General features: G+C 70.0%; 14 protein-coding genes and 1 tRNA gene. 6 read left to right on the top strand and 9 right to left on the bottom strand.

Annotated features, from left to right (window positions below):
* Positions 1 to 240: 240 nt before the first annotated feature.
* Positions 241 to 1,412 (top strand): IS3 family transposase gene (locus L1857_RS08165; protein WP_369806867.1). Its coding sequence is split into 2 segments (ribosomal slippage): positions 241 to 529 and positions 529 to 1,412, totalling 1,173 coding nucleotides; the frame shifts between segments, so codons are not numbered across the junction.
* 215 nt (positions 1,413 to 1,627) lie between these two features.
* Here L1857_RS08165 and L1857_RS08160 read toward each other — a convergent pair.
* A tRNA-Met gene (locus L1857_RS08160) sits at positions 1,628 to 1,701 on the bottom strand.
* An 81-nt stretch (positions 1,702 to 1,782) separates the two neighbouring features.
* Positions 1,783 to 4,749, bottom strand: coding sequence for a UPF0182 family protein (locus L1857_RS08155; RefSeq protein ID WP_198958283.1), 2,967 nt, complete (start codon positions 4,747 to 4,749; stop codon positions 1,783 to 1,785).
* Between the two features lie 163 nt (positions 4,750 to 4,912).
* Between L1857_RS08155 and L1857_RS08150 the strand changes: the two genes are divergently transcribed.
* On the top strand, positions 4,913 to 5,461 hold the full coding sequence (locus L1857_RS08150) for a PPA1309 family protein (protein WP_116114540.1): 549 nt from the start codon (positions 4,913 to 4,915) through the stop codon (positions 5,459 to 5,461).
* Positions 5,462 to 5,707: 246 nt separating this feature from the next.
* Here the strand turns inward: L1857_RS08150 and L1857_RS08145 are convergent, their stop codons facing one another.
* Positions 5,708 to 6,853 carry a YlbL family protein gene (locus L1857_RS08145; RefSeq protein ID WP_116114544.1) on the bottom strand — a complete coding sequence of 382 codons (1,146 nt, stop codon included), beginning with the start codon at positions 6,851 to 6,853 and terminating at the stop codon, positions 5,708 to 5,710.
* A gap of 116 nt (positions 6,854 to 6,969) precedes the next feature.
* Between L1857_RS08145 and L1857_RS08140 the strand changes: the two genes are divergently transcribed.
* On the top strand, positions 6,970 to 8,298 hold the full coding sequence (locus tag L1857_RS08140; protein WP_094006724.1) for a zinc-dependent metalloprotease: 1,329 nt from the start codon (positions 6,970 to 6,972) through the stop codon (positions 8,296 to 8,298).
* Positions 8,299 to 9,481: 1,183 nt separating this feature from the next.
* Here L1857_RS08140 and L1857_RS08135 read toward each other — a convergent pair.
* Complete coding sequence (locus L1857_RS08135) at positions 9,482 to 10,051, bottom strand: M48 metallopeptidase family protein (protein ID WP_116114546.1); 570 nt, start codon at positions 10,049 to 10,051, stop codon at positions 9,482 to 9,484.
* Between the two features lie 166 nt (positions 10,052 to 10,217).
* Here L1857_RS08135 and L1857_RS08130 point away from each other — a divergent pair, with 166 nt between their 5' ends.
* The 3 genes from L1857_RS08130 (at position 10,218) to L1857_RS08120 (ending at position 14,136) form a co-directional block, all read left to right on the top strand.
* Positions 10,218 to 11,330 carry a ThiF family adenylyltransferase gene (locus tag L1857_RS08130; RefSeq protein WP_116114548.1) on the top strand — a complete coding sequence of 371 codons (1,113 nt, stop codon included), beginning with the start codon at positions 10,218 to 10,220 and terminating at the stop codon, positions 11,328 to 11,330.
* Positions 11,327 to 12,673, top strand: coding sequence for an ABC1 kinase family protein (locus tag L1857_RS08125; RefSeq protein WP_094006725.1), 1,347 nt, complete (start codon positions 11,327 to 11,329; stop codon positions 12,671 to 12,673). The genes L1857_RS08130 and L1857_RS08125 overlap by 4 nt, the downstream gene beginning before the upstream one ends.
* Positions 12,674 to 13,194: 521 nt before the next feature.
* On the top strand, positions 13,195 to 14,136 hold the full coding sequence (locus L1857_RS08120) for a hypothetical protein (RefSeq protein WP_233157364.1): 942 nt from the start codon (positions 13,195 to 13,197) through the stop codon (positions 14,134 to 14,136).
* A 7-nt stretch (positions 14,137 to 14,143) separates the two neighbouring features.
* On the opposite strand, the gene L1857_RS08115 is transcribed toward L1857_RS08120, so the two are convergent.
* The 5 genes from L1857_RS08115 to L1857_RS08095 form a co-directional block, all read right to left on the bottom strand.
* The gene (locus tag L1857_RS08115) at positions 14,144 to 14,323 is read right to left on the bottom strand and encodes a hypothetical protein (protein WP_094006736.1); all 180 of its coding nucleotides are present in this window, start codon (positions 14,321 to 14,323) and stop codon (positions 14,144 to 14,146) included.
* Positions 14,320 to 15,384, bottom strand: a complete 1,065-nt coding sequence (locus tag L1857_RS08110; RefSeq protein WP_094006737.1) for a class I SAM-dependent methyltransferase — start codon at positions 15,382 to 15,384, stop codon at positions 14,320 to 14,322. Before L1857_RS08110 ends, L1857_RS08115 begins: the two co-directional genes overlap by 4 nt.
* Positions 15,385 to 16,346: 962 nt before the next feature.
* Entirely contained in the window at positions 16,347 to 16,748 is a 402-nt protein-coding gene (locus L1857_RS08105; protein ID WP_094006728.1) for a WhiB family transcriptional regulator, read from the bottom strand.
* Between the two features lie 118 nt (positions 16,749 to 16,866).
* Positions 16,867 to 17,103, bottom strand: a complete 237-nt coding sequence (locus tag L1857_RS08100; RefSeq protein ID WP_094006729.1) for a hypothetical protein — start codon at positions 17,101 to 17,103, stop codon at positions 16,867 to 16,869.
* A gap of 1,173 nt (positions 17,104 to 18,276) precedes the next feature.
* Positions 18,277 to 20,340, bottom strand: coding sequence for an ATP-dependent DNA helicase UvrD2 (locus tag L1857_RS08095; protein WP_198958286.1), 2,064 nt, complete (start codon positions 20,338 to 20,340; stop codon positions 18,277 to 18,279).
* Positions 20,341 to 20,404: the final 64 nt, after the last annotated feature.

The following is a 20,404-nucleotide window of genomic DNA, read 5'->3' as shown; positions in this document are numbered from 1 at the left end:
GGCCGACCCAACGCAAGATCCCCACGCAACCGGCACCGAGCGGGGATCCAGGGTTCACCCCCTGCCGGGGAGTCTGGCGATTCGCCCACAAGAAACGCGACGAAGCCCCTGGACCCGCACATTTCCACAGATCCAGGTGACCGACGCACCAAACCCGCCCCCACCGGCCCCAGTGAGCTTGGCCCTGTGGCCCGGACACCTAACCTGAGGTGACCGTCGGTTACCGGGGAGGATGTTGCGGTGCCTGCACCACACCCGCCTGAGTTCCGTCAGCGCGCCGTCGAGTTGGCCCGTCTGGGCGACAAACCGGTCGCTGCGCTGGCGAAGGACCTGGGCATCAGCGAGTCGTGTCTGCGGAACTGGATGGCCCAGGCGGACGCCGATGAGAACGGTAGTTCGGCGCGGCTGACCAGTGCGGAGAAGAAGGAACTGGCCGAGCTGCGGAAGAAGAACCGGCAGCTCGAGTTGGAGAACGAGATCCTTAAACGGGCAGCGGCCTATTTCGCCCGGGAAAACATCCTCCCAAAGTAATCTACCCGCTGGTCCGCGAGTTAGCCGACGACGGTATTGATGTCGCGGTGGCCTGCCGGGTGTTGAAGGTTTCCCGTTCCGGCTATTACGAGTGGCACACGCGGCCGCCCGCCGCTCGTGACGAGGAGAACGAATTGTTACTCAAGCACATCCGGTCCATTCACGCCGAGTCGCGCGGCACCTATGGTTGGCCGCGGGTGCACGCCGAGCTCACGCTCGGGCTGGGCCTGCCGGTCAACCACAAACGGGTCGCACGACTCATGCGACAGGCCGGCATCCAGGGCCTCTACCGGCGCCGCCGACGAGGCTGCACCGTGCGCGACCCCGCCGCAGAACCGGCCTCTGACCTGGTCAACCGCAACTTCACGGTGGACCAGCCAAACCGCCTGTGGATCACCGACATCACCGAGCACCCCACCGAGGACGGAAAGGTGTACTGCGCGGCAGTGATGGACGCCTATTCCCGGCTCATCATCGGCTGGTCGATCGCCGACCACATGCGCTCCGAACTGGTCACCGACGCACTCGGCATGGCCATTCTCCGCCGAAACCCCGAAACCGGAACCACAATCCTACATTCCGACCACGGCGCGCAATACACATCCTGGGCGTTTGGTCAGCGACTCCGATCAGCTGGCCTGCTCGCCTCGATGGGCACCGTCGGCGACTGCTACGACAATTCCATGATGGAATCCTTCTGGGGCACCCTGCAACTCGAACTCCTCGACTCCAAACAGTGGAAAACCAGCGAGGAACTTGCCAATGCCATCTTCGAATGGATAGAATGCTGGTATAATCCGAAACGGAGACATTCCAAAATCGGAATGCACAGCCCCGTCACGTTTGAAGCCCTGCACACGGAGTCAGACCAAGATCACTGACCCCACACCCGAAGTGTCCGGCGAACGGGGGCAAGCTCACCAGCGCCCACAGGGCGCGAAGGGCCCACGCAACGCAAGGCCACAACGCAACCGGCACCGAGCGGGGGTGCAGGGGGCTCGCCCCCTGCCGGGGGTCTGGGGGTTCGACCCCCAGAACAACGCGAAAGAGGCCCTCACGTCCGCGCTTTCCGCGGACATGAGGGCCCCTGCCTCTGTAGCGGGGACAGGATTTGAACCTGCGACCTCTGGGTTATGAGCCCAGCGAGCTACCGAGCTGCTCCACCCCGCGTTGTGAGGACCAGTTTACGCCTTGGTTGCGGGGGCGTGCACGCAGGGTGCCGGAAGGGGCTCCGGCACCCTGCGTGGCTGGTCAGCCGCCTGGTTGGGGCGGCGCCGAGGTCGTCTGGGCGGCCTTGGCGTTTTCGTAGGCGCGGGCGGCGGCGTCGAGCGCGGCGAGCGCCTCGCCCTGGGCGGCGAAGTTGCCGCTCTGCTGGGCCTGCCGGAGCCGTTCGAGCGCCGACTGGATGTCGGCGACGGCCTGGTCGAGGGCCGGGGTGCTGCCCGTGCCACCGGCCGGCGGGGTGGTCGGTGTGGCGGGCGGTGTCGTCGGCGTGGTGGTGGGCTGTTGCTGGGTGGGCGAGGTCGCCGCCTGGGCCGCCTGGTCGCCGAAGACCTGTTTGAGGGCGTCGCCGAGGGTGGAGGCGAATCCGACCTTGGACCCGTAGGACACCAGCACGCGGGCGAGCTGCGGGTAGCTGTTCTGGTTGCGTTGCTGGATGTAGACGGGTTCGACGTAGAGGAACCCGCCGCCCAGCGGCAGGGTGATCAGGTTGCCGAAGATCACCGTGACGCTCTGGTTGCTGAACAGGGTCCGTTCGGAAGCGAACCGCGAGTCGCTCTGGAACCTGTTCTGGACCTGGACGGGGCCGTCGACCTGGCTGTTGCCCGCGGCCGTGGTGGGTAGCCGGAGCACCTTGATGGCGCCGTAGTCCTTCGGGTCGGAGGACACCGTCATCCAGGCCGCCAGGTACTGCCGTTGCAGGGCGGTGAGCGGGCTGGTCAGCTGGAACGTGGTCCCGGTCTGGCCGGGTGCCTGGGCCAGGACGTAGTAGCCGGGCTGGTTGGCCAGGCCGGCGGCGTCGAGGTTGGTGCCGCCCTCCTGGGTCGGGTCCTGGGGCACGTTCCAGAAGGTGTTGGTCGTGTAGAACTCCTGCGGGTCGGTGACGTGGTACTTCGTCAGGAGTTCGCGCTGGACCTTGAACAGGTCCTCCGGGTACCGGAAGTGCGACCGCAGCTCGGGCGTGACCTCGGTGCCGGGCTTGACCAGGCCGGGGAAGACCTGCTCCCACGCCTTGAGGACCGGGTCCTTGTCGTCGACCGAGTAGAGGGTGACGGTGCCGTTGAACGCGTCGACGGTCGCCTTCACCGAGTTGCGGATGTAGTTGATGTTGTTGTTGGCCTGGCGGGCGACGCCGGCGAGGGTGTCCTCGGTGGCGGCGCCGAGCTGGGTCTGCTGCGAGTACGGGTAGTTGTTCAGCGTGGTGTAGCCGTCGACGATCCAGACGATCTTGCCGTCGACCACCGCCGGGTACGGGTCGCCGTCGACGGTGAGCCACGGGGCGACCTTGCTGACGCGCTGCCGCGGGTCGCGGTTGTACATGATCTTCGAGCCGTCGCTGATGGCGTCGGAGAAGAGGATGTTGCGCTCGCCGTACTTCGCGGCGAAGGCGAGGCGGTTGAACCAGTTGCCGAGGTTGACGCCGCCGGTGCCCTCGTAGCGGTAGTTGCTGCTGCTGGCGCTGTCGTACTCGCCCGGCGCGCGGCCTTCCTGGCCGCCGACGATGGCGTAGTCGTTGGTGAGCTCGCCGTAGTAGATGCGCGGCTCGGTGACCGCGATGCCGGGTGCGGTCGGGTTGGTCGGGTTGATGCCGGCGCCGGTCGGGTTCTGGGTGTCGCTGGTGACCGCGATCGGGTACCCGCCGTCGCTGTTGGCGCTGCTCACCGCGCGGTCGATCGTGTTGGCCGGGGCCGCGACGAACCCGTTGCCGTGCGTGTAGACCAGGTGCTTGTTGATCCAGTTGGTCTGGTTGCCGGTGAGGTTGGCGGTGTTGATCTCACGGGCGGCGACGACGTAGTCCTGGATCCGGCCGTCGATCTCGTAGCGGTCGATGTCGAGCTTCTGCGGAAAGCCGTAAAAGTTCTCCCGGCCGACCCGCTGGGTGAAGGTCGGCGCGAGCACGTTCGGGTCGAGCAGGCGGATGTTGGGCACGGTCGTGGTGTCCGCGCTGATCTCGGCGGCGGTCGCCTGCCCGGTGCCGGTGTAGTCCTCGTACTGGACGTTGTCGAGCCCGAACGCGGACTTGGTCGCCTCCATGTTGCGGCTGATGGAAAGCGCTTCCTTCTGGTTGGCGTTCGGCTTGACCGAGAACTGCTCCAGGATCGCTGGCCACGCGACGCCGACCAGGACGCCGGACAGGATCAGCAGCACCAGCGCGATCGCGGGCAGCTGGATGTTGCGCAGGAAGGCGCCGGCGAAGAACGCGACCGCGCAGATCGCGGAGATGCACAGCAGGATCAGCTTCGCCGGCAGCACCGCGTTCAGGTCGGTGTAGGTCGCGCCGTTGAACAGCGGGTTGCGGTCGGAGAAGAGCAGGTTGTACCGGTCGAAGTAGTACTCGACCGCCTTGAGCAGGACGAACAGGCCAGCGGTGACGGCGAGCTGGACGCGGGCCGATCCGGCGAGCTGACCGCCGCGGCCGGCGAGCCGGATGCCGCCGAAGAGGTAGTGCGCGATCAGCGCGCCGATGAACGAGATCGTCACCGCGACGAACAGCCAGCCGAGCAGCCACTGGTAGAAGGGCAGCGTGAAGGCGTAGAAGCCGATGTCGTTGCCGAACTCGGGGTCGGTCTGGCCGAAGCTCGTGCCGTTCAGGAACAGCTGGATGCGCTGCCACTCGCCTTCGCCGGTCGCGCCCGCGATGAGCCCGGTGACCAGCGGGATGCCGATGCCGAACAGCCGGATGCGGCCGACCACGGCCGAGCGGTAGCGCGCCAGCGGGTCGTCGGCGCCGGAGACCGGGACGAACACCGGTCGCGTGCGGTAGGCGATCCACAGGCTGAGCGCGAGCGAGCCGCCGACGAGCAGCCCGATCGCGAAGAACAACACGATGCGGGTGACGACCATGGTGTTGAAGACCTGGCGGGCGTCCACCTCGCCGAACCACAGCCAGTCGACGTAGGTGTCCAACAGGCGCGCGCCGAGTAGCAGCGCCAGGATGATCACCGCGGCGATGATCAGCAGTACCCGGCTGCGACGGGACAGCTTCGGCAGGCTCACTGGGGGCCGACTGGCCACTGCGCACGCTCCTGTTGTCGTGGTCCGCTGGCGGGGAGCCCGTAACGCAGGACACCCCTGAACCCCTAACTCTAGGAGGGCCGCTCAGGGTTCCCCGACCGGCCCGAATCGGACACGTCCGGCACGCACCTGAGACGATGAGGAGATGGCATCCGAAGTCAACCCCGCCGCTGGTCCGGCCATCGCCGCGCTCGCCAGGGAGGTCGAGGAGTTCGTGGCCGCCGCCGGGTGGGACCAGGCGCCGCAGCTGTTCGCGCTGGTCCCGACCGCGTCGCTGCTGCGTGAGCAGCCGGAACTGGCCGGGCAGCTCGACCCGTCGAGCGCGCTGACGCCGGTGGCGCAGGAGCCGCTGCCGGAGGGTGACCTGGCGGAGGCGCTGGGGCGGATCGCGTGGCCGGAGGTCGTGACCGGCTGCGCGCTGGCCCAGGAGATCATCGTGCTGCCGCCGAGCGCCGAGTCGGAGCTGGACGAGTCCGCCGACGCGGAGCGGCTGCGGCGGGCCGCGGCGGACCACCCGGAGCGGACGGAGGCGCGTCTGGTGGCGGCTGTGCTGCGGGACGGCCCGGGCGCCTGCGTGGTGCGGCTGCGGGGGTACACGAAGGCGGAGGACGCCGAGCCGGCCGACGAGATCGTCGAGCACCCGGACCTGGCGCCGAACCTGCTGGACGCCCTCCGGGCGACGCTGGCCCCCTAACGACCCGCGAGTCCCACGCTCCCGTCCGCGAGTCCCACGCTCAGCCGCGCGAGTCCCACGCTCAGCCGCGCGAGTCCCACGCTCAGCCGCGCGAGTCCCACGCTCCCGTCCGCGAGCTCCACGCTCCCGTGCGTGAGTCCCACCCTGCCGTCCGCGGGCCCTATGCTCCCGCACGCGAGCCCCACACTCAACCACGCGAGACCCAGCTCCCGCGCGAGCCCCGCCCCGCCGAGCCGGCGGCCCGGGTCAGCAGGACGGCGTCGGCTGCCCGGCCTTGAGCGCTTCCAGCGCCGAGAGAGCGCTGTTCAAGTCGGTCACCTTGATCAGCTTCAGCCCGTCCGGCGCCGCGGCGGCGGCTTCCACGCAGTTGTCCTGGGGCGTGAGGAACACCGTGGCCCCGGCCTCCCGTGCGGCGACGACCTTGAACGAGATCCCGCCGATCGGGTTGACCACGCCCTTCTCGGTGATCTCGCCGGTGCCGGCCACGTGCTCGCCGGCGACCATCTCACCGGGGGTGAGCCGGTCGACGATCGCCAGCGCGAACATCAGGCCCGCCGAGGGGCCGCCGACGTCCTGCAGCGAGATCTTCACGTCGAAGGGCACGTCCGCCCGGTCGATCGGCTGCAGGCCCATGAAGCCCTGCTTCTTGTTCGGGTCGGGGTTGGCGGCCAGCGTGATCTGCTCGGTGCGGGGCGGCTCGGTGCCGTGCTGGAACGTGATCGGCACGGTCTGGCCCGGGGCGGTGTCGGCGAGCGCGGCGGTGACGTCGTCCTCGTTGGTGATGGTGCGGCCGTTGACCGACAGCAGCCGGTCGCCCGCGGCGAGGACCCGGCTGACCGGGGTGTTCTCGACGATCGTCTGGGCGAGCACCTTGACCGGGAAGCCGAGGTGGCGCAGCGCGGCGACCTCGGCGTTGCTCTGCGAGTCCTGGAACTGCTGGACGTTCTGCTGCTGGACCTGCTCGTCGCTCTCGCCGGGGCGGAAGTACTCCTCGCGGGGCGCCAGCGCGTAGCGGCCGCTCACCCACAGCCCGAGCGCGCCGAACAGGCTGATCTCGTCGTTGAGCGAGACGGTGGTCATGCGCAGCTCACCCGCGGTGGGGTAGGTCTGCTGCCCGTCGACCTCGACCACCTGAACGCCGTTGACCTGGCCGAGCGTGTCGTAGGTGGGACCGGGGCCGATCGCGACGTAGGGCACCTGGACGAACGCGCCGATGAGCCCGAACACGACGATGAGGACGCCGCTGGTCACCACGGTCCAGCCGCGCCTGGTCATATGGGCCCGCTCGGGGGCCCGTGTCGCGCGGTGCCCGTTGCGGGCCTGGTCGCCGTCCGCGGGTTTGGTGCCCGTCGCGGCGCCGGGAGCAGTGGTTTCGTCGCGGGACTCGCTCACGGCCCACAGCGTACGGTGACCGGCCCGCACGCTCGATCACCAGGCCTTGATCGCGGCGAGCGAAATCGGACACCTCTGGCGCGGTCGCGGCTGCTCCGGCCGCGTACGGTGGTGGTATGAGCAATCTCCCGTTCGGCTTCGGGCCCCCGGATCCCGACAAGCCCGGTGACAACGGGCCGGAGGGCCAGCAGTCCGGCGCCGACGCCTTCAACCAGCTCGGCCAGATGCTGAGCCAGCTCGGGCAGATGCTGAGCCAGGCCGGCACTTCGTCGGGCCCGGTGAACTACGACCTCGCGAAGCAGATCGCGCTGCAGAAGCTCAGTGGCAGCGGCGGCGGGACGATCGGTTTCGCCTCGAGCGGTGACGCCGACAGCGCCGTGCGCGACGCCGGCCACCTCGCGGAGCTGTGGCTGGACGCGGCGACGATCCTGCCTGCGGGGGCGAACGTGACCGCGGCGTGGTCGCCGCGGGACTGGGTGCAGAAGACGCTCCCGACCTGGCAACGCCTGTGCGACCCGGTGGCCCAGCAGGTGTCCGGCGCGTGGGTGGAGGCGCTCCCCGCCGAGGCGAAGCAGGCCGCCGGCCCGCTGCTGTCGATGGTCGGCCAGATGGGTGGCATGGCGTTCGGTTCGCAGCTGGGCAACGCGCTGGCGCAGCTCGCGTCGGAGGTGCTGACCTCGACCGAGGTGGGTCTGCCGCTGGGTCCGGAGGGGACGTCGGCGCTGCTGCCCGGCAACATCGAGAAGTTCACCGAGGGTCTGGAGCTGCCGAGCAGCGAGGTCCTGGTGTTCCTGGCCGCGCGGGAGGCCGCGCACCAGCGCCTGTTCTCGCACGTGCCGTGGCTGCGGCAGCGTCTGCTGGCGACGGTCGAGGAGTTCGCGCACGGCATCAAGGTCGACACGTCCGCGCTGGAGCAGCTGGCGGGCCAGGTCGACCCGTCCAACCCGGCGAGCATCGAGGAGGCGTTGTCCTCGGGGCTGCTGGAGCCCCAGACGACGCCCGAGCAGCAGGCGGCGCTGAACCGGCTGGAGACGCTGCTCGCCCTGGTGGAGGGCTGGGTGGACGTGGTGGTCGCGGACGCGGTCGGCGACCGGCTGCCGGGAGCCGACGCCTTGCGCGAAACCCTCCGCCGCCGTCGCGCGACGGGCGGCCCGGCCGAGCAGACGTTCGCAACGCTCGTGGGGCTCGAGTTGCGGCCCCGCCGGATGCGCTCGGCGTCCGCGCTGTGGAAGCTCGTGGGCGACCGGCACGGCGTCGACAAGCGGGACGGCCTGTGGTCGCACCCGGACCTGATGCCGTCGGCCGAGGACTTGGACGACCCGCTGGAGTTCGCCGAGCGCCTGGGCAAGCCCGGCGACCTGGACGACCCGATGGCCGAGCTGGAGCGCACGAAGCCCGAGGAGAAGCCGGCAAAGCCCAACGAGGGCGACGAGCCCGGCAACTGACGCAGGAGTGTCAGCGAGCCCACCTCGCCTGAGCAACAGCCGAGGTGGGCGCGCTACGCCCACGCCACCCACGGCGGCGAGCTACCCCCGCCGACTCCCCGGGCAGCCCGGCCAACCAACAGCGGCGGGCGCCCCAGCTGTGACCGGCATGCCCATCCAACCGCCGCGAGCCACCTAAGCCCCACGGGCACCAACACCGGCGGGCCGGCCCCAGCCGACACCGACAAGCCCAGCCACCGGCCGCGAGCCACCTCAGCCCCACGGGGCACGCCCACCCGACCAACACGGCGGGCCACCCCGGCCACCGGCGGGTGCCCCAGCCGACACCGGCACGCCCACCCAACCGAAGCCGGCAAGCTGACCACGTCCGATCGCGGCAAAGCCGCCTCAACCACCAGCGGCAAGCCGCCCCGCCCTCGGCGACTGCTCGGACAGGCTGCCCCCTCCCGGACTCACGGCGGAACCCTCCCACGCGAAGCCGGCACCCTGCCCTCACCGTCCCGCCCGCCGACAGCGGCACCTTGGCCCGCCGTCGCGCAGCGACAGCAATCTGTTGAACCTGCTGCTCGCCCTCCGACAACGGCCTCCGATCCCGCCATCGCGAACCGGCAGCAGCCCCCTGAACCCACCGCTAAGCCCGCCGACAGCAGCACCCCGGCCCCGCCATCGCGAACCGGCAGCAGCCCCCTGAACCCACCGCTAAGCCCGCCGACAGCAGCACCCCGGCCCCGCCATCGCGAACCGGCAGCAGCCCCCAGAACTCACCGCTAAGCCCGCGACTGGCAGCGCCCCGGCGCCCCATGGCGAACCGACAGCAGCCCTGAAGCCCGCAATCGAGCCCGCCAACGGGCGGCACGCTGCCCGGCCGTTGTCCGTCGAGCTGCCACTGCCTTGGCAGTCCGCCACCTCAGCTGCCCCTCTCGGGGCCCGCTCGCGGGACATCCGGCCCCGGCACGCCTCCTGCTCCGCCCGTTATCCATCCGGCCCAGCGCGCCTCTGCTCCGCCCGCTACCCATCCGGCCCAGCGCGCCCCCTGCTCCGTTCGCTAACCCGCCCCAGCACTCACTCGCTCCGGCCGCTACTCATCGCGCACCGGCACTCGCCAGTTTCGGCCGCCCCTCCACCTGCCTGTTCCGGTGCCGGGGGCCCGCCGGACGGCAGGCCCCCGGCGCGTTCCGACTGCTCAGTCCTCGTCCAGCTCGCTGATTCCCCAACCCGCCGCCGCGGACAGGCCCTCCAGGTAGCCGATGGCCCGCTCGGTCTTCGGGTAGCGCCGGACCAGCTCCCAGAACTCGGCGGTGTGCGCCGCCACGCGCAGGTGTGCCAGTTCGTGCACCAGCACGTAATCCAGCACCCACGCCGGCACGTTCTGCAGCCGGTCACTCACTCGGATGGTCCGGTCGGCCGGCGTGCACGACGCCCACCTGGTCCGCATCGGCGGGACCCAGCGGACGCTCGCGGGCAGCGCCTGCCGGTCGAGGTACCGCGCTGACAGCTGCGCACACCGCGCGAGCAGCGCGGCATCCGACTCGCGCGCCGGAGACGCCCGTTTCGTCTCCGTGCGCTGGAGCTTGCGCTCCATCTCGGCCACCCAGTGTTTTTCCTCGGCTCGGCTCATGCTGGCCGGGATGAGCACCACGAGGGTGTCGCCGTCCCGGTACGCGCTGACCGTCCGCCTTCGTCGTGCACTACGCCGTACTTCGACCTTGAGCTGCGGGTTCGATGACTGCCCGGTGTTGTCCCGGTTCCTCAAAGAGGGCACCCGTGCGTTCGCCACCCGTCCACGGTAAAGGCAGGGACCGACAACTCGGGAGAGCCGACTTCGAGAAGGCCCGAGTTATCCACATTTCGGCTCGCCTGTGGATAACTCGCGATCTTGGTTAGCGAATACTTAGCGACCTTCCGTCACTCTGTGCTCCATGACGGATACAACGACAAGTCAGCGACCGCTCTTCCTGCCCGAACGCCCCTGGCTGCGGCCGGGCATCGAGGTTTTCGACCGAGGCCCGGGCGAGGTGCAGATCGGTCTCGACCCCCGGCACGCCATGGTGGCCACGGAGCTGCCGCCCGACCTGGTGGACGTGATGCACCGCCTCGACGGCAGTCTCCGTTTGGAAAGTCTGCTCGCGCTCGCCAAGAGCGAACACGTCGAGAGCCTCCGCGATCTCCTCACGAAGCTGACCCGGCTCGGGCTGGTGGAGGAGGCGTGGCCGCCCTCCGCCTACAACCGGCCCGTCCACGAGGCTGGTCTGTGGTCCCTGTCGGCACGGCGGAGCCACGGCGAGACCGTCGCCCGGCGTCGTCACAGCGCCATCGTGCTGTTCGGTTCGGGACGGCTGACGGTCGCGATGGCGGTGCAGCTCGCGGCCGCGGGAGTGGGGCAGGTCCGCGTCGAGGCCGAGGGCAAGGTCACCGAGCACGACACCGGCAGCGGCTACACCGACGCCGACATCGGCCGTTCCCGATCAGCCGCGGCGGCCGATGCGATCCGGCGGGTGAACCCGGCGACCGTGACGCGACGCCTCCGAGACGGGCGGCTGCCCGAACTCGCCGTGCTCGCCGACGCCATCGTCCCGGCGCCCGAGCTGGTCCAGCAGCTCATGCACGAGCGGGTTCCGCACCTGGCGGTTCGCGTCCGGGAAGGCATCGGGATCGTCGGGCCGCTCGTCGAACCCGGCCGGAGCAGCTGCCTGGGGTGCGCGGACCTGATCCGCCAGTCGATGGACGACCGCTGGCCCAAGATCGCGGGTCAGCTTGCCGGGCGCACCCAGCAGGCCGACCTGGTGACCGTGCAAGCCACCGCTGCCCTGGCGACCGGTCAGGTGCTCCGCGCTCTCGGGCCGGTCGACGGGGTGCCGCCGGGCTGGAACATGACGATGGAGATCGACCCGTACGAGAACACGATCTACCACCGCCCGTGGTCGCCCCACCCGGCCTGCACCTGCGGGGCACGCCCGGAGCCGCTGGTCAGCAGCGTCCCTGCGCCGATGGCTGCGGAGAACATGGTCGACAAGGCACAATCGCAGGAGTGACCGACTTCCCCGAAGAGACCGACGACCGTGCCGATCCCGGGATTCCCCGCCGCACAGCCGCGCGCGCCGCGAAGCTCGCGAGCCTGCCGCTCGGAATCGCGGGACGGGCGGTCGGCGGCTGGGGGCGGCGGCTGACCGGTCAGAGCGCTGAAGAAGTCAACGCGAACCTGTCGGCGAAAGCCGCCGAGCAGCTGTTCGAGGTGCTGGGCACGCTCAAGGGCGGCGCGATGAAGTTCGGGCAGACCTTGAGCGTGTTCGAAGCGGCGGTGCCGGACGAGCTGGCCGCCCCGTACCGGGACGCGCTGACCCGCCTCCAGGCCGCCGCGCCGCCGATGCCGGCCCGCCAAACGCGTCGCGTGCTCGCCGAGCAGCTGGGCCGGTCGTGGGAGACACGGTTCCGCGAGTTCGACGACGCTCCCACCGCCGCGGCCAGTATCGGCCAGGTGCACCGCGCCGTGTGGCACGACGGGCGCGACGTGGCGGTCAAGGTCCAGTACCCCGGCGCCGACGAGGCGCTCCGCAGCGACCTGCGTCAGCTGCAGCGGTTCAGCCGGCTCTTCCAGGCACTCCTGCCGGGCACGGAGGTCAAACCGCTGCTCGCCGAGCTGTCCGCGCGGATGGACGAGGAACTGGACTACCGCGGCGAGGCCGACAGCCAGCGCGAGTTCGCGAAGGCCTTCGACGGCGACGACAAGGTCCTGGTGCCGAAGGTGGTAGCCAGCGCCCCGAAGGTGCTCGTGACCGAGTGGGTCACCGGCACTCCCCTGGCCAAGATCATCGCCGGCGCGGACGCCGAAACCCGCAACCACGTCGGCGCGCTCCTGGCCGAGTTCCACTTCTCCTCACCGGCGAGGGCGAAGCTCCTGCACTCCGACCCGCACCCGGGCAACTTCATGCTGCTCGACGACGGCCGTCTCGCCGTGATCGACTTCGGCGCGGTGGCTCGCCTCCCACACGGCATCCCCCGCCAGCTCGGCGAGATGACCCGTCTCGCGCTCGATCAGCGCTCGACCGAACTCATGAAGTTGCTGCGCTCCTCCGGTTTCATCCGCCCCGGCACCGAACTCAGCGCCGACGACGTGCTCGCATACCTGGCCCCGTTCACCGAGCCCCTCGCCACCGAGCGCTTCCACTTCACGCGCCGCTGGATGCAACGCCAAGCGATGCGGGTCGGCGACACGCGTGGCCGCGACTTCCGGACCGGGCGATCGCTGAACCTTCCACCGGAGTACCTGCTGATCCATCGCGTGACCGCAGGCTCGACGGGAATCCTGTGCCAGCTCGAGGCCGAGATCCCCGCCCGCGCGATCGTGGAACGTTGGCAGCCCGGCTTCGCCGATTGATCCGATACCTCCCTCCCTTTCTCATCGGGCGTGTCAGGGTCACCCGCACTTGCGCGTGCCCCTGACCGCTCCGGATTCCGGCTCAGTCGACGGCCGCCCCCGGCCGACGGCGAATTCCCGGTTTCCGCACGCAAGGCGGGATCACCCACCACGCCACGGCGGATGCACCCAAACTGATCAGCTAGCCGAGACGCAACCTCGGAAGCTTCTATCCAGCGCGATCGCAGTCCTTTGCAACTGCGGCATCACCTCATCGTCTTTCCCAATCCCAGCCTCTGTTGTGAACAAGCGCCCCAGCCCTGGTTGCCAACCAGCTGCCATCCATCCCCGGTCCGGATGTCTTCGCCGCAATGCCCAGCATGCCGTAAACCGCGGCCCCCGCGGCCGACAAGGCTTGCCAGAGGCGCGAGTTATCCACAATCACGGTCAAAAACGCACGAGATGTCCACTCGCACCACCAAGTTGTCCACAGTTTCGTGTCACGTCTTCCGCTGCCCCGTCTCCGGCCCGACTCTGAAGGCATGACCGAAACCATCACCGCTCCGGCAGAGCGAGGCTCGGCCCCGAGCGAGGACGTCACCACCAGCACGCGGCTGCGCCGAGCGGGCCTGAGCCAGCACGTCATCTCGTCCCGTTGCCGCCCAGGAGGCCCGTGGCGCCGGCTTCTACCGGGCGTGATCCTGCTGAGCAACCGAGAGCCCAGCCGGGATCAGCAGCTCCGCGCCGCGATCTACCACGCCGGCCCGGACGCGGTGATCAGCGGTACGGATGCCTTGCAGGCACAGGGCATTCCGCTGTCACCGTCCCGGCGCGTCCACGTGTTGATCCCAGTGGGGCGCCGGATCGCGTCGCACGAGTTCACCTGGCTGGACCGGACGTCTCGCGTTCCCGAGCCGGTCGTCGTGGACGGATTGCCGTTCGCGCCGCCAGCTCGCGCCACCATCGACCTCGCCCGCTGTGAAACCGATCCGGACAGGTTGCGGCGACTGCTCACCCTGCCCGTCTACTACGGCCTCTGCACGGCCGAGCAGTTGCGCAACGAGGTCGACGCCGGCAACCAGCGCGGAACCGCGGCTGTCCGGCAGACGCTACGCACCCTGGGCTCGCTTCGCGACACCTACCAGCAAGGTGTGGCGAGGGAGCTGCTCGGAGGAGTCCCGGTGCCCCCGCCGATCTGGAACGTGACCATTTGCGACTCGGTGGGACGCCGCCTCGGTGTCGTCGACGCCTGGTGGGACGAAGTCGCGATGGGATGGCTCCTCGACCCCGCCGCCACCCGTTCCGACCGTCCGGCCGCGAGCCACCTGCCGCTCACCGGGGCCGGAGTCGTGCTGGTCCACACCACTCCCAGCCGCCTGCGCGGTGACGCGATGGCAGTCGCGCGGGAACTCACGAGCGCGTTCGCGTCGGCAGCTCGCCGTCGGCGGCCGAAGGTTCAGGCGCTGAAGGAGGTGGCGGCTTGACTAGCGCTCACCAGTATTCGGGCGGGAGTTTCCCCTCGATGTCGCGGACGTGCTCACGAGCGCATCGAGGGCACAGCCAGCGCAGAGCGCCGCCCTCACGATCACTGGCCCACGCCAGGGTCTCGAGCGGGTCCTCGTCCGGCTTGCGTTGAACGCCGCAACGGGAGCAGACGATCGGCTCGTTCATCTGCGCCATCCGAAGTGGACCGTCTGCGTTCCGAGCACGTAGATGTCCTCTCGGTTGCCCAAGTACTCGGGATCCTCCGGATCGAGGAGACGACGCAGGACGTCCCGGTCTTCCTGCGTCACGAACTCATCGCCGGCCGACGCCAGCCAGGCGATGTGCTCGATCACGTAGTTGCGTACCACCTCGTCCGGCGGCGCAGGCAAATCGACAAGACGACTGAAGGAACCGACTCGCTCCAACCCTGCCTTGACGAGGGCGATGTTCCAGCCGTAGGGCATCCGGACTGAGTTCGGCATGTCGGTGCGCATGCGCTTGAACCAACGATCCCGCACCTCCAGCAGCCGGCGTTCAAGCCCGGGCTCACCGATCCCCAGATCCCAGGGCAGGCAGTGAGTGGGCGGGCTCCCCTCGACCAGGGCGAGCATGCCGCGTGGCTTGAGAGCTGTGACAAGACCGGCGATTCCAGCTTGTTGATCAGGGAGGTGATGCACCATCGAAGCGGCCCAGACGAGATCCGCCGGCTCGACGAGGTGAGCGAGTTCCGCCGATGCGACGTCAGCTCGAACGCGTTCGATCGAAACCTGGCCGGCGAGCGCGGCGCCGGCGACGGCCTCGATCCCCGGATGGGCGCGCCCGACAGTCGCCGCCGCGGCGGCTCCTGCGAGCTCAGCCCGCGCCTGCTCGAGTGCGATCTGTTGCTGGCCGGTCGAACTCGTGTCCCGCGGCACGGCCGCCGGGTCGTCCGGATCTGTTCGGCCAGCGGCGTCCGTGTGCGTCTGCTCGACGGCAGCCTTCGCAACGGTCTCGGCAACGTCGAGCAGCTCCGGAACGGCGTCGACGAGCACGAGCGTCCCGCCGCCTCGACAAGCCAGCTCGGCGGCGAACGCGGCGCTCATCCCTCCGGCGCCACTGCCCACGTCGACGACTACAGGATGGTCGGCGAGCCGGCTGACCAGCCGGGCGGCGATCTCCGCGTGGGTCTTCGCGTGGAGTTGGTCCGCGCTGCGCAACGTCGGAATTCGCTCGGCCCAGTCGATGTCGTCATGGGTGTGTACGGCCATACCGGTCATTCAACACCGCTGGAGAAACCGTCGCCGTGATTCGGGGCCGCCTCGGCGCCTTGGGTGCGGCACCAGTCCGGCGGTGTGGTGGTGCTCATCGGCCGGATGGGGCCAGCCGCAGTCACTGCCCCTCCTGCGCGAACGAACGCCACAGGGGTCGGGACCGAGGCGGGAGGCAGCCGAGCAGGTGGCGGCCGAGCGTGCCAAGCCGTTGGCCGCTGACAGCCGACACGCCGAGCATCCGGGCGTTGACAGCCGAACACGCCGAGCATCGGGCGCTGACAACCGACGCGTCGAGTACCGGCCCTGGCCGGCGAACGCGCCCGGGCCTCGGCGCTGGAAAGGGAACGGACAGAGCCTTGGCCGCTGGCGGCCGGACGCACCAGACGCTCAGCGCTGGCGGCCGGACGCACCAGGCGCTCAGCGCTGGCGGGGCGCGAGCACCCGAGCCTCGGCAATGCAGCCGAACGCGTCCGGGCCTCGGCGCTGACAGGCAAATGCCGGCGGCCCCTGGGCCGCTGGCAACCGAACGCGCCGGGGCTGTGGCCGCCGCGGGTTGGGGAGTTGGAACGAGCGGCATGTAGCGGTTGGAACGAGCGGCACCTTAGACAGCGCCAAGCCCGGCGGTGGTCAAGGCCGTTCGCCTCGAACACCGCCGGGCCAGCAATCCGCGAAACGCGATGACGAGCCGCTGGTAGCGGGATCGTCGGGCGACTAACCGCGGTACCGACCTGCGCGGCGGGAAGCCCATCGGGCCACGCGGTCCCACCGGCGGGCCGCGCGCGCATTGCGTACGGGCTGCCAGCGGACGTCGTCGTGCAGGTCCTGTATTCGTGCTCTCGCCAGTTCTTCGTTGAGCAACATTCGGGTGATCTCCTTGGTCATGGGTGCGACCCCGGCGCGGGGGCGCGGCGTGATCGGGTGCTTCGTCCAGCTCACTGGGACGAATGAGGTGTCAGTACTCATGCGGCTGCACTCTGCTGGTCAGTGCGGTTGCGGCGCTCGATGCGCTTCTCCGCGACGGGCGTTTCCACCGGGTTCTTGCGAGGGCGTCCCCGCGGCCGCTTCCGAGCGACCACGACACCGCGCTCGAAGATCTCGCCTCCCCAGACCCCCCAGGGCTCCCGCCGGGCGAGCGCGCCGGACAGGCACGCACTCCGGATCGGGCAGTCGGCGCACCGGCTCTTGGCCAGCTCGAGATCCGCCGGTGACTCCGCGAACCACAGGTCGGCGTCGCCGGACCTGCAGGGCAGGTCGGCGTCCGGCGAGGCCACGGCATCGAAAAGCTCACCGATCCCGGATCCCGGAAGGGCGAGTTCGTCGGATAACGCCTTCTCTGACGCGAAGGCGATTGCCGATGACATTCCCGTTCTCCTTTGTGTAGTAACGGTTTTTCGTTGTGGAGGTGGTACAAAAACACGAGGGCCGCGGATCCGAATCTCGGTTCCGCGGCCCTCGTGAGCCTGTCTCCCTGACGGGGGGTCAGAGTCTGAGCTCCGGCGGAGCCAGCGGAACGTGGAGTCGGGTCTGCTTGTTGGTCGGGACGTACGCCGGCTTGACGGCGGACACACGGGTCCCGTCGAAGCGGTCACGCAGCCGGGCGAGGATCGGCAGTTCGACGCCGGCCTTGCCGACGCCCCAGCCGTTCGCGCAAGCCATCGCCGAGCGGGCGAAGGGCAGAGCGATGCCAGGGTTCGTGACCGTGATCGAAGTCTTCACGTCCCAGCACCTCCTCTCGTCCTTCGCTCATCGCCGGCGGGCGACGGGCAATCGCTTCGCGGGCGCTCTTCACCCGCCCATGCAGGCTATTGCCCCTGCCCGACGCGGGGCAACTGATTTTTCGGAGAACTTTTCCCAACGGCGAAGATCGTCCCCGAGCAGCGGTTCCGCCGCGCGAAGGAGCCCTTCGGCGCGGTCAAGCGTGCCTGCCCTGCACGGCCCGCCCCGGTGCCCGGATGCGACGAAGCGCCTCTCAGTGTGGCGCACATCGCCCCAGCCCGACCAGCCACGCTCGGAGCGGGACTCGCCACGGCGGTCGCGGCTGGTCACCTCGGCGCCAGATTCATCCGGTCGTGGCAAAGTGTCGTTCCGGGCGTAACGGTCGCACGACCGAGGTCGCTCGGCTGAGGACGACGCAGGCAGTGGTGCACACGGCACACGGCGGCGCAGAGCGAGCACGGCCGCGCTCGGCCCGGACCTTTCAAGAGGGGGGCGCCTCACGGGTGGACGTGTTCGGTAGGCGCGCCGCGTCCGGCCCGCCGGCCTTGGTTCAGGCGGCCGGAGTTAACGGCTGTCAGGAGTGTCTGTCGCGGAGAACGGACAGCGGACCGCCCAGAGCGCTCGCCGGCGGACAGCAGTCCCATCGGGGGTGTCCTTCCGCAGAGGAGGGGATGGCAGTTCCGTCAGGCGTCGGTGTCCCGGCGAAGACACAGCAGTCGGGCAGGCGGGTCTCCCGCGGAGAAGGGACGGCTGCCAAGTCGGCAGCACCTCCCACGCAGAAGGAACAGCCGCCAAATCGGCAGCACCTCCCACGCAGAAGGAACAGCCGCCAAATCGGCAGCACCTCCCACGCAGAAGGAACAGCCGCCAAATCGGCAGCACCTCCCACGCAGAAGGAACAGCCGCCAAATCGGCAGCACCTCCCACGCAGAAGGAACAGCCGCCAAATCGGCAGCACCTCCCACGCAGAAGGAACAGCCGCCAAATCGGCAGCACCTCCCACGCAGAAGGAACAGCCGCCAAGTTAGGAGCCCGTCCCGCGCAGGAGGGACAGCCACTAAAGCGGAAGCACCTCCTACGCAGGACGGACAGCCACCAAATCGGGAGCACCTTCCGCGCAGAAAGTCGCTGTAGTCCGGTCACGTGGCTCCGCTGCACCGGCGGCACCGCAGTTCAGCGATGTTCCTTCCGGAGCAGGGATAGTACCTCGTCGCCGAAGCGGTGGGCCTTTGTCGGGCCTATGCCGGAGATCGAGACCAGGCCGCGTTGGTCCTCGGGGCGTTGTTCGGCTATCGCGACCAGCGTGGCGTCCGTGAAGACGACGAACGGGGGGACCTTCAGCTCCCGCGCGCGCTCGGCGCGCCAGTCCTTCAACCGCGTCAGCAACGCCTCGTCCAGGTCGCTCGGGCATCGGGCACATCGGCCGAGCTTGACTTCCAGCGTGTTGGCCAGCTGCTCACCACACATGCGGCAGCTCGGCTTCGTGCGCGTGGTCGGCTGCCGGCGGGGCACGCGCGCCGCGGGGTGTTCCTCCGGGATCAAGCCGTACAGGAACCGGCTCCGGCGGCGGTGCCGGCGTCCGCCCGGGTGCCGGGACAGCGACCACGACAACCACAGGTGCTCCCGCGCCCGCGTGACCCCCACATAAAAGAGCCGCCGCTCCTCCTCGATCGCCGCCTCGTCGCCGTCGGCTCGCTGGATCGGCATCGTGCCCTCGGCCAGCCCGACCAGGAACACCGCGTCCCACTCCAGGCCCTTCGCCGCGTGCAGCGACGCCAGCGTCACCCCCTCGACCGTCGGCGGGTGCTGCGCCGCCGCGCGCTGCTCCAGCTCCGCCACGTACCGGCCGAACGACGCGCCCTCGACCGACGCCGCCAGCTCCTCGGCCAGCTCCACCAGCGCCAGCAGCGCGTCCCACCGCTCCTTCGCCGCCCCGCCCGACGGCGGCTGCTCCGTCAGCCCGATGCGAGCCAGCACCGCGCGCACCGCGGGAACCAGCTCCGCGGACGGCGGATCCCCCGCCGCCGTCCGCAGCGCGACCATCGCCTGCCGGATCTCGCGCCGCTCGAAGAACCGCTCACCCCCGCGCACCAGGTACGGGATCTCCAGGTCGGTCAACGCCTGCTCGTAGACCTCCGACTGCGCGTTGACCCGGTACAGGATCGCGATCTCGCTCGCCGGCACGCCCGCGTCGAGCAGCTGCCGCACCCGCCCGGCGACCGCGCCGGCCTCCGTCGGCTCGTCGTCGAACTCCGCGAACCGCGGCTCGGGACCGTCCGGACGCTGCCCGACCAGCTTGAGCCGCGACCCCGCCGGCCGGCCCCGAGCGGCGCCGATCACCTTGTTCGCCAGCTCGACCACCTGGGGCGTGGACCGGTAGTCCCGCTCCAGCCGCACCACCGTCGCCTCCGGGAAGCGCCGCGTGAAGTCCAGCAGCGGCCGCGGCGAGGCCCCGCCGAAGGAGTAGATGGTCTGGTTCGCGTCGCCGACCACCGTGATGTCGTCGCGCCCGCCGAGCCACGCGTCGAGCAGTCGCTGCTGCAGCGGGGTGACGTCCTGGTACTCGTCGACGACGAAACACCGGTACCGGTCGCGGAACTCCCGGGCGACGTCCGCGTTGTCCTCCAGCGCCGCCGTCGTGTGCAGCAGGAGGTCGTCGAAGTCGAGCATCCGCGCCGCGTTCTTGACCTCCTCGTACTTGCGGTAGACCTCGGCCACCTGCGCGGCCTGCATCGGCGTGTCCCGCTGCAGCCGCGCGGCCTGCGCCGGGTAGTCCTCCGGGCTGATCAGCGACGCCTTCGCCCACTCGATCTCGCTCGCGATGTCCCGCAGGATCTCCGCGTCGCTGCTGACCCGCGAACGCTGCGCCGCCTGGGCGACCAGCCGCAGCTTGCCGTCGAGCAGGTCCCACATCCGGTCGCCCACCACGCGCGGCCAGAAGTACCGCAGCTGCCGCCGCGCGGCCGCGTGGAACGTCAGGGCCTGGGCGCCGTCGACCCCCAGCGCGCGCAGCCGCGTCCGCATCTCCCCCGCCGCGCGCGCGGTGAACGTGACCGCGAGCACCTGACCTGCGGCGACGTGCCCGGACGCGATCAGGTGCGCGATGCGGTGGGTGATGGTGCGGGTCTTGCCGGTGCCGGCGCCGGCCAGGACGCAGACCGGCCCGCGCGGGGCTGCGGCGGCGGCACGCTGCTCGGGGTCCAGCCCGTCCAACAGGCCCGTCGGGGACTTGGTCACAGGTGCGCTAGCCACCCCGGCATCCTCGCAGAGGGGACCGACGGGATCGCGCCGCCCTGCCCGG

The organism is Amycolatopsis thermalba (genome assembly GCF_023376025.1).
Classification (GTDB): domain Bacteria; phylum Actinomycetota; class Actinomycetes; order Mycobacteriales; family Pseudonocardiaceae; genus Amycolatopsis_E; species Amycolatopsis_E thermalba.
Note: the sequence above shows the minus strand (reverse complement) of the source record. Positions and strands in the feature narration are given on the sequence as shown.

Bases quoted from the DNA above. Each gene is read 5' to 3' on its own strand.
- L1857_RS08110 (WP_094006737.1), bottom strand. From the start codon at position 15,384: ATGGCCGTACACACCCATGACGACATCGACTGGGCCGAGCGAATTCCG.
- L1857_RS08140 (WP_094006724.1), top strand. From the start codon at position 6,970: ATGAGCAATCTCCCGTTCGGCTTCGGGCCCCCGGATCCCGACAAGCCC.
- L1857_RS08130 (WP_116114548.1), top strand. From the start codon at position 10,218: ATGACGGATACAACGACAAGTCAGCGACCGCTCTTCCTGCCCGAACGC.
- L1857_RS08105 (WP_094006728.1), bottom strand. From the start codon at position 16,748: ATGTCATCGGCAATCGCCTTCGCGTCAGAGAAGGCGTTATCCGACGAA.
- L1857_RS08115 (WP_094006736.1), bottom strand. From the start codon at position 14,323: ATGAACGAGCCGATCGTCTGCTCCCGTTGCGGCGTTCAACGCAAGCCG.
- L1857_RS08150 (WP_116114540.1), top strand. From the start codon at position 4,913: ATGGCATCCGAAGTCAACCCCGCCGCTGGTCCGGCCATCGCCGCGCTC.
- L1857_RS08120 (WP_233157364.1), top strand. From the start codon at position 13,195: ATGACCGAAACCATCACCGCTCCGGCAGAGCGAGGCTCGGCCCCGAGC.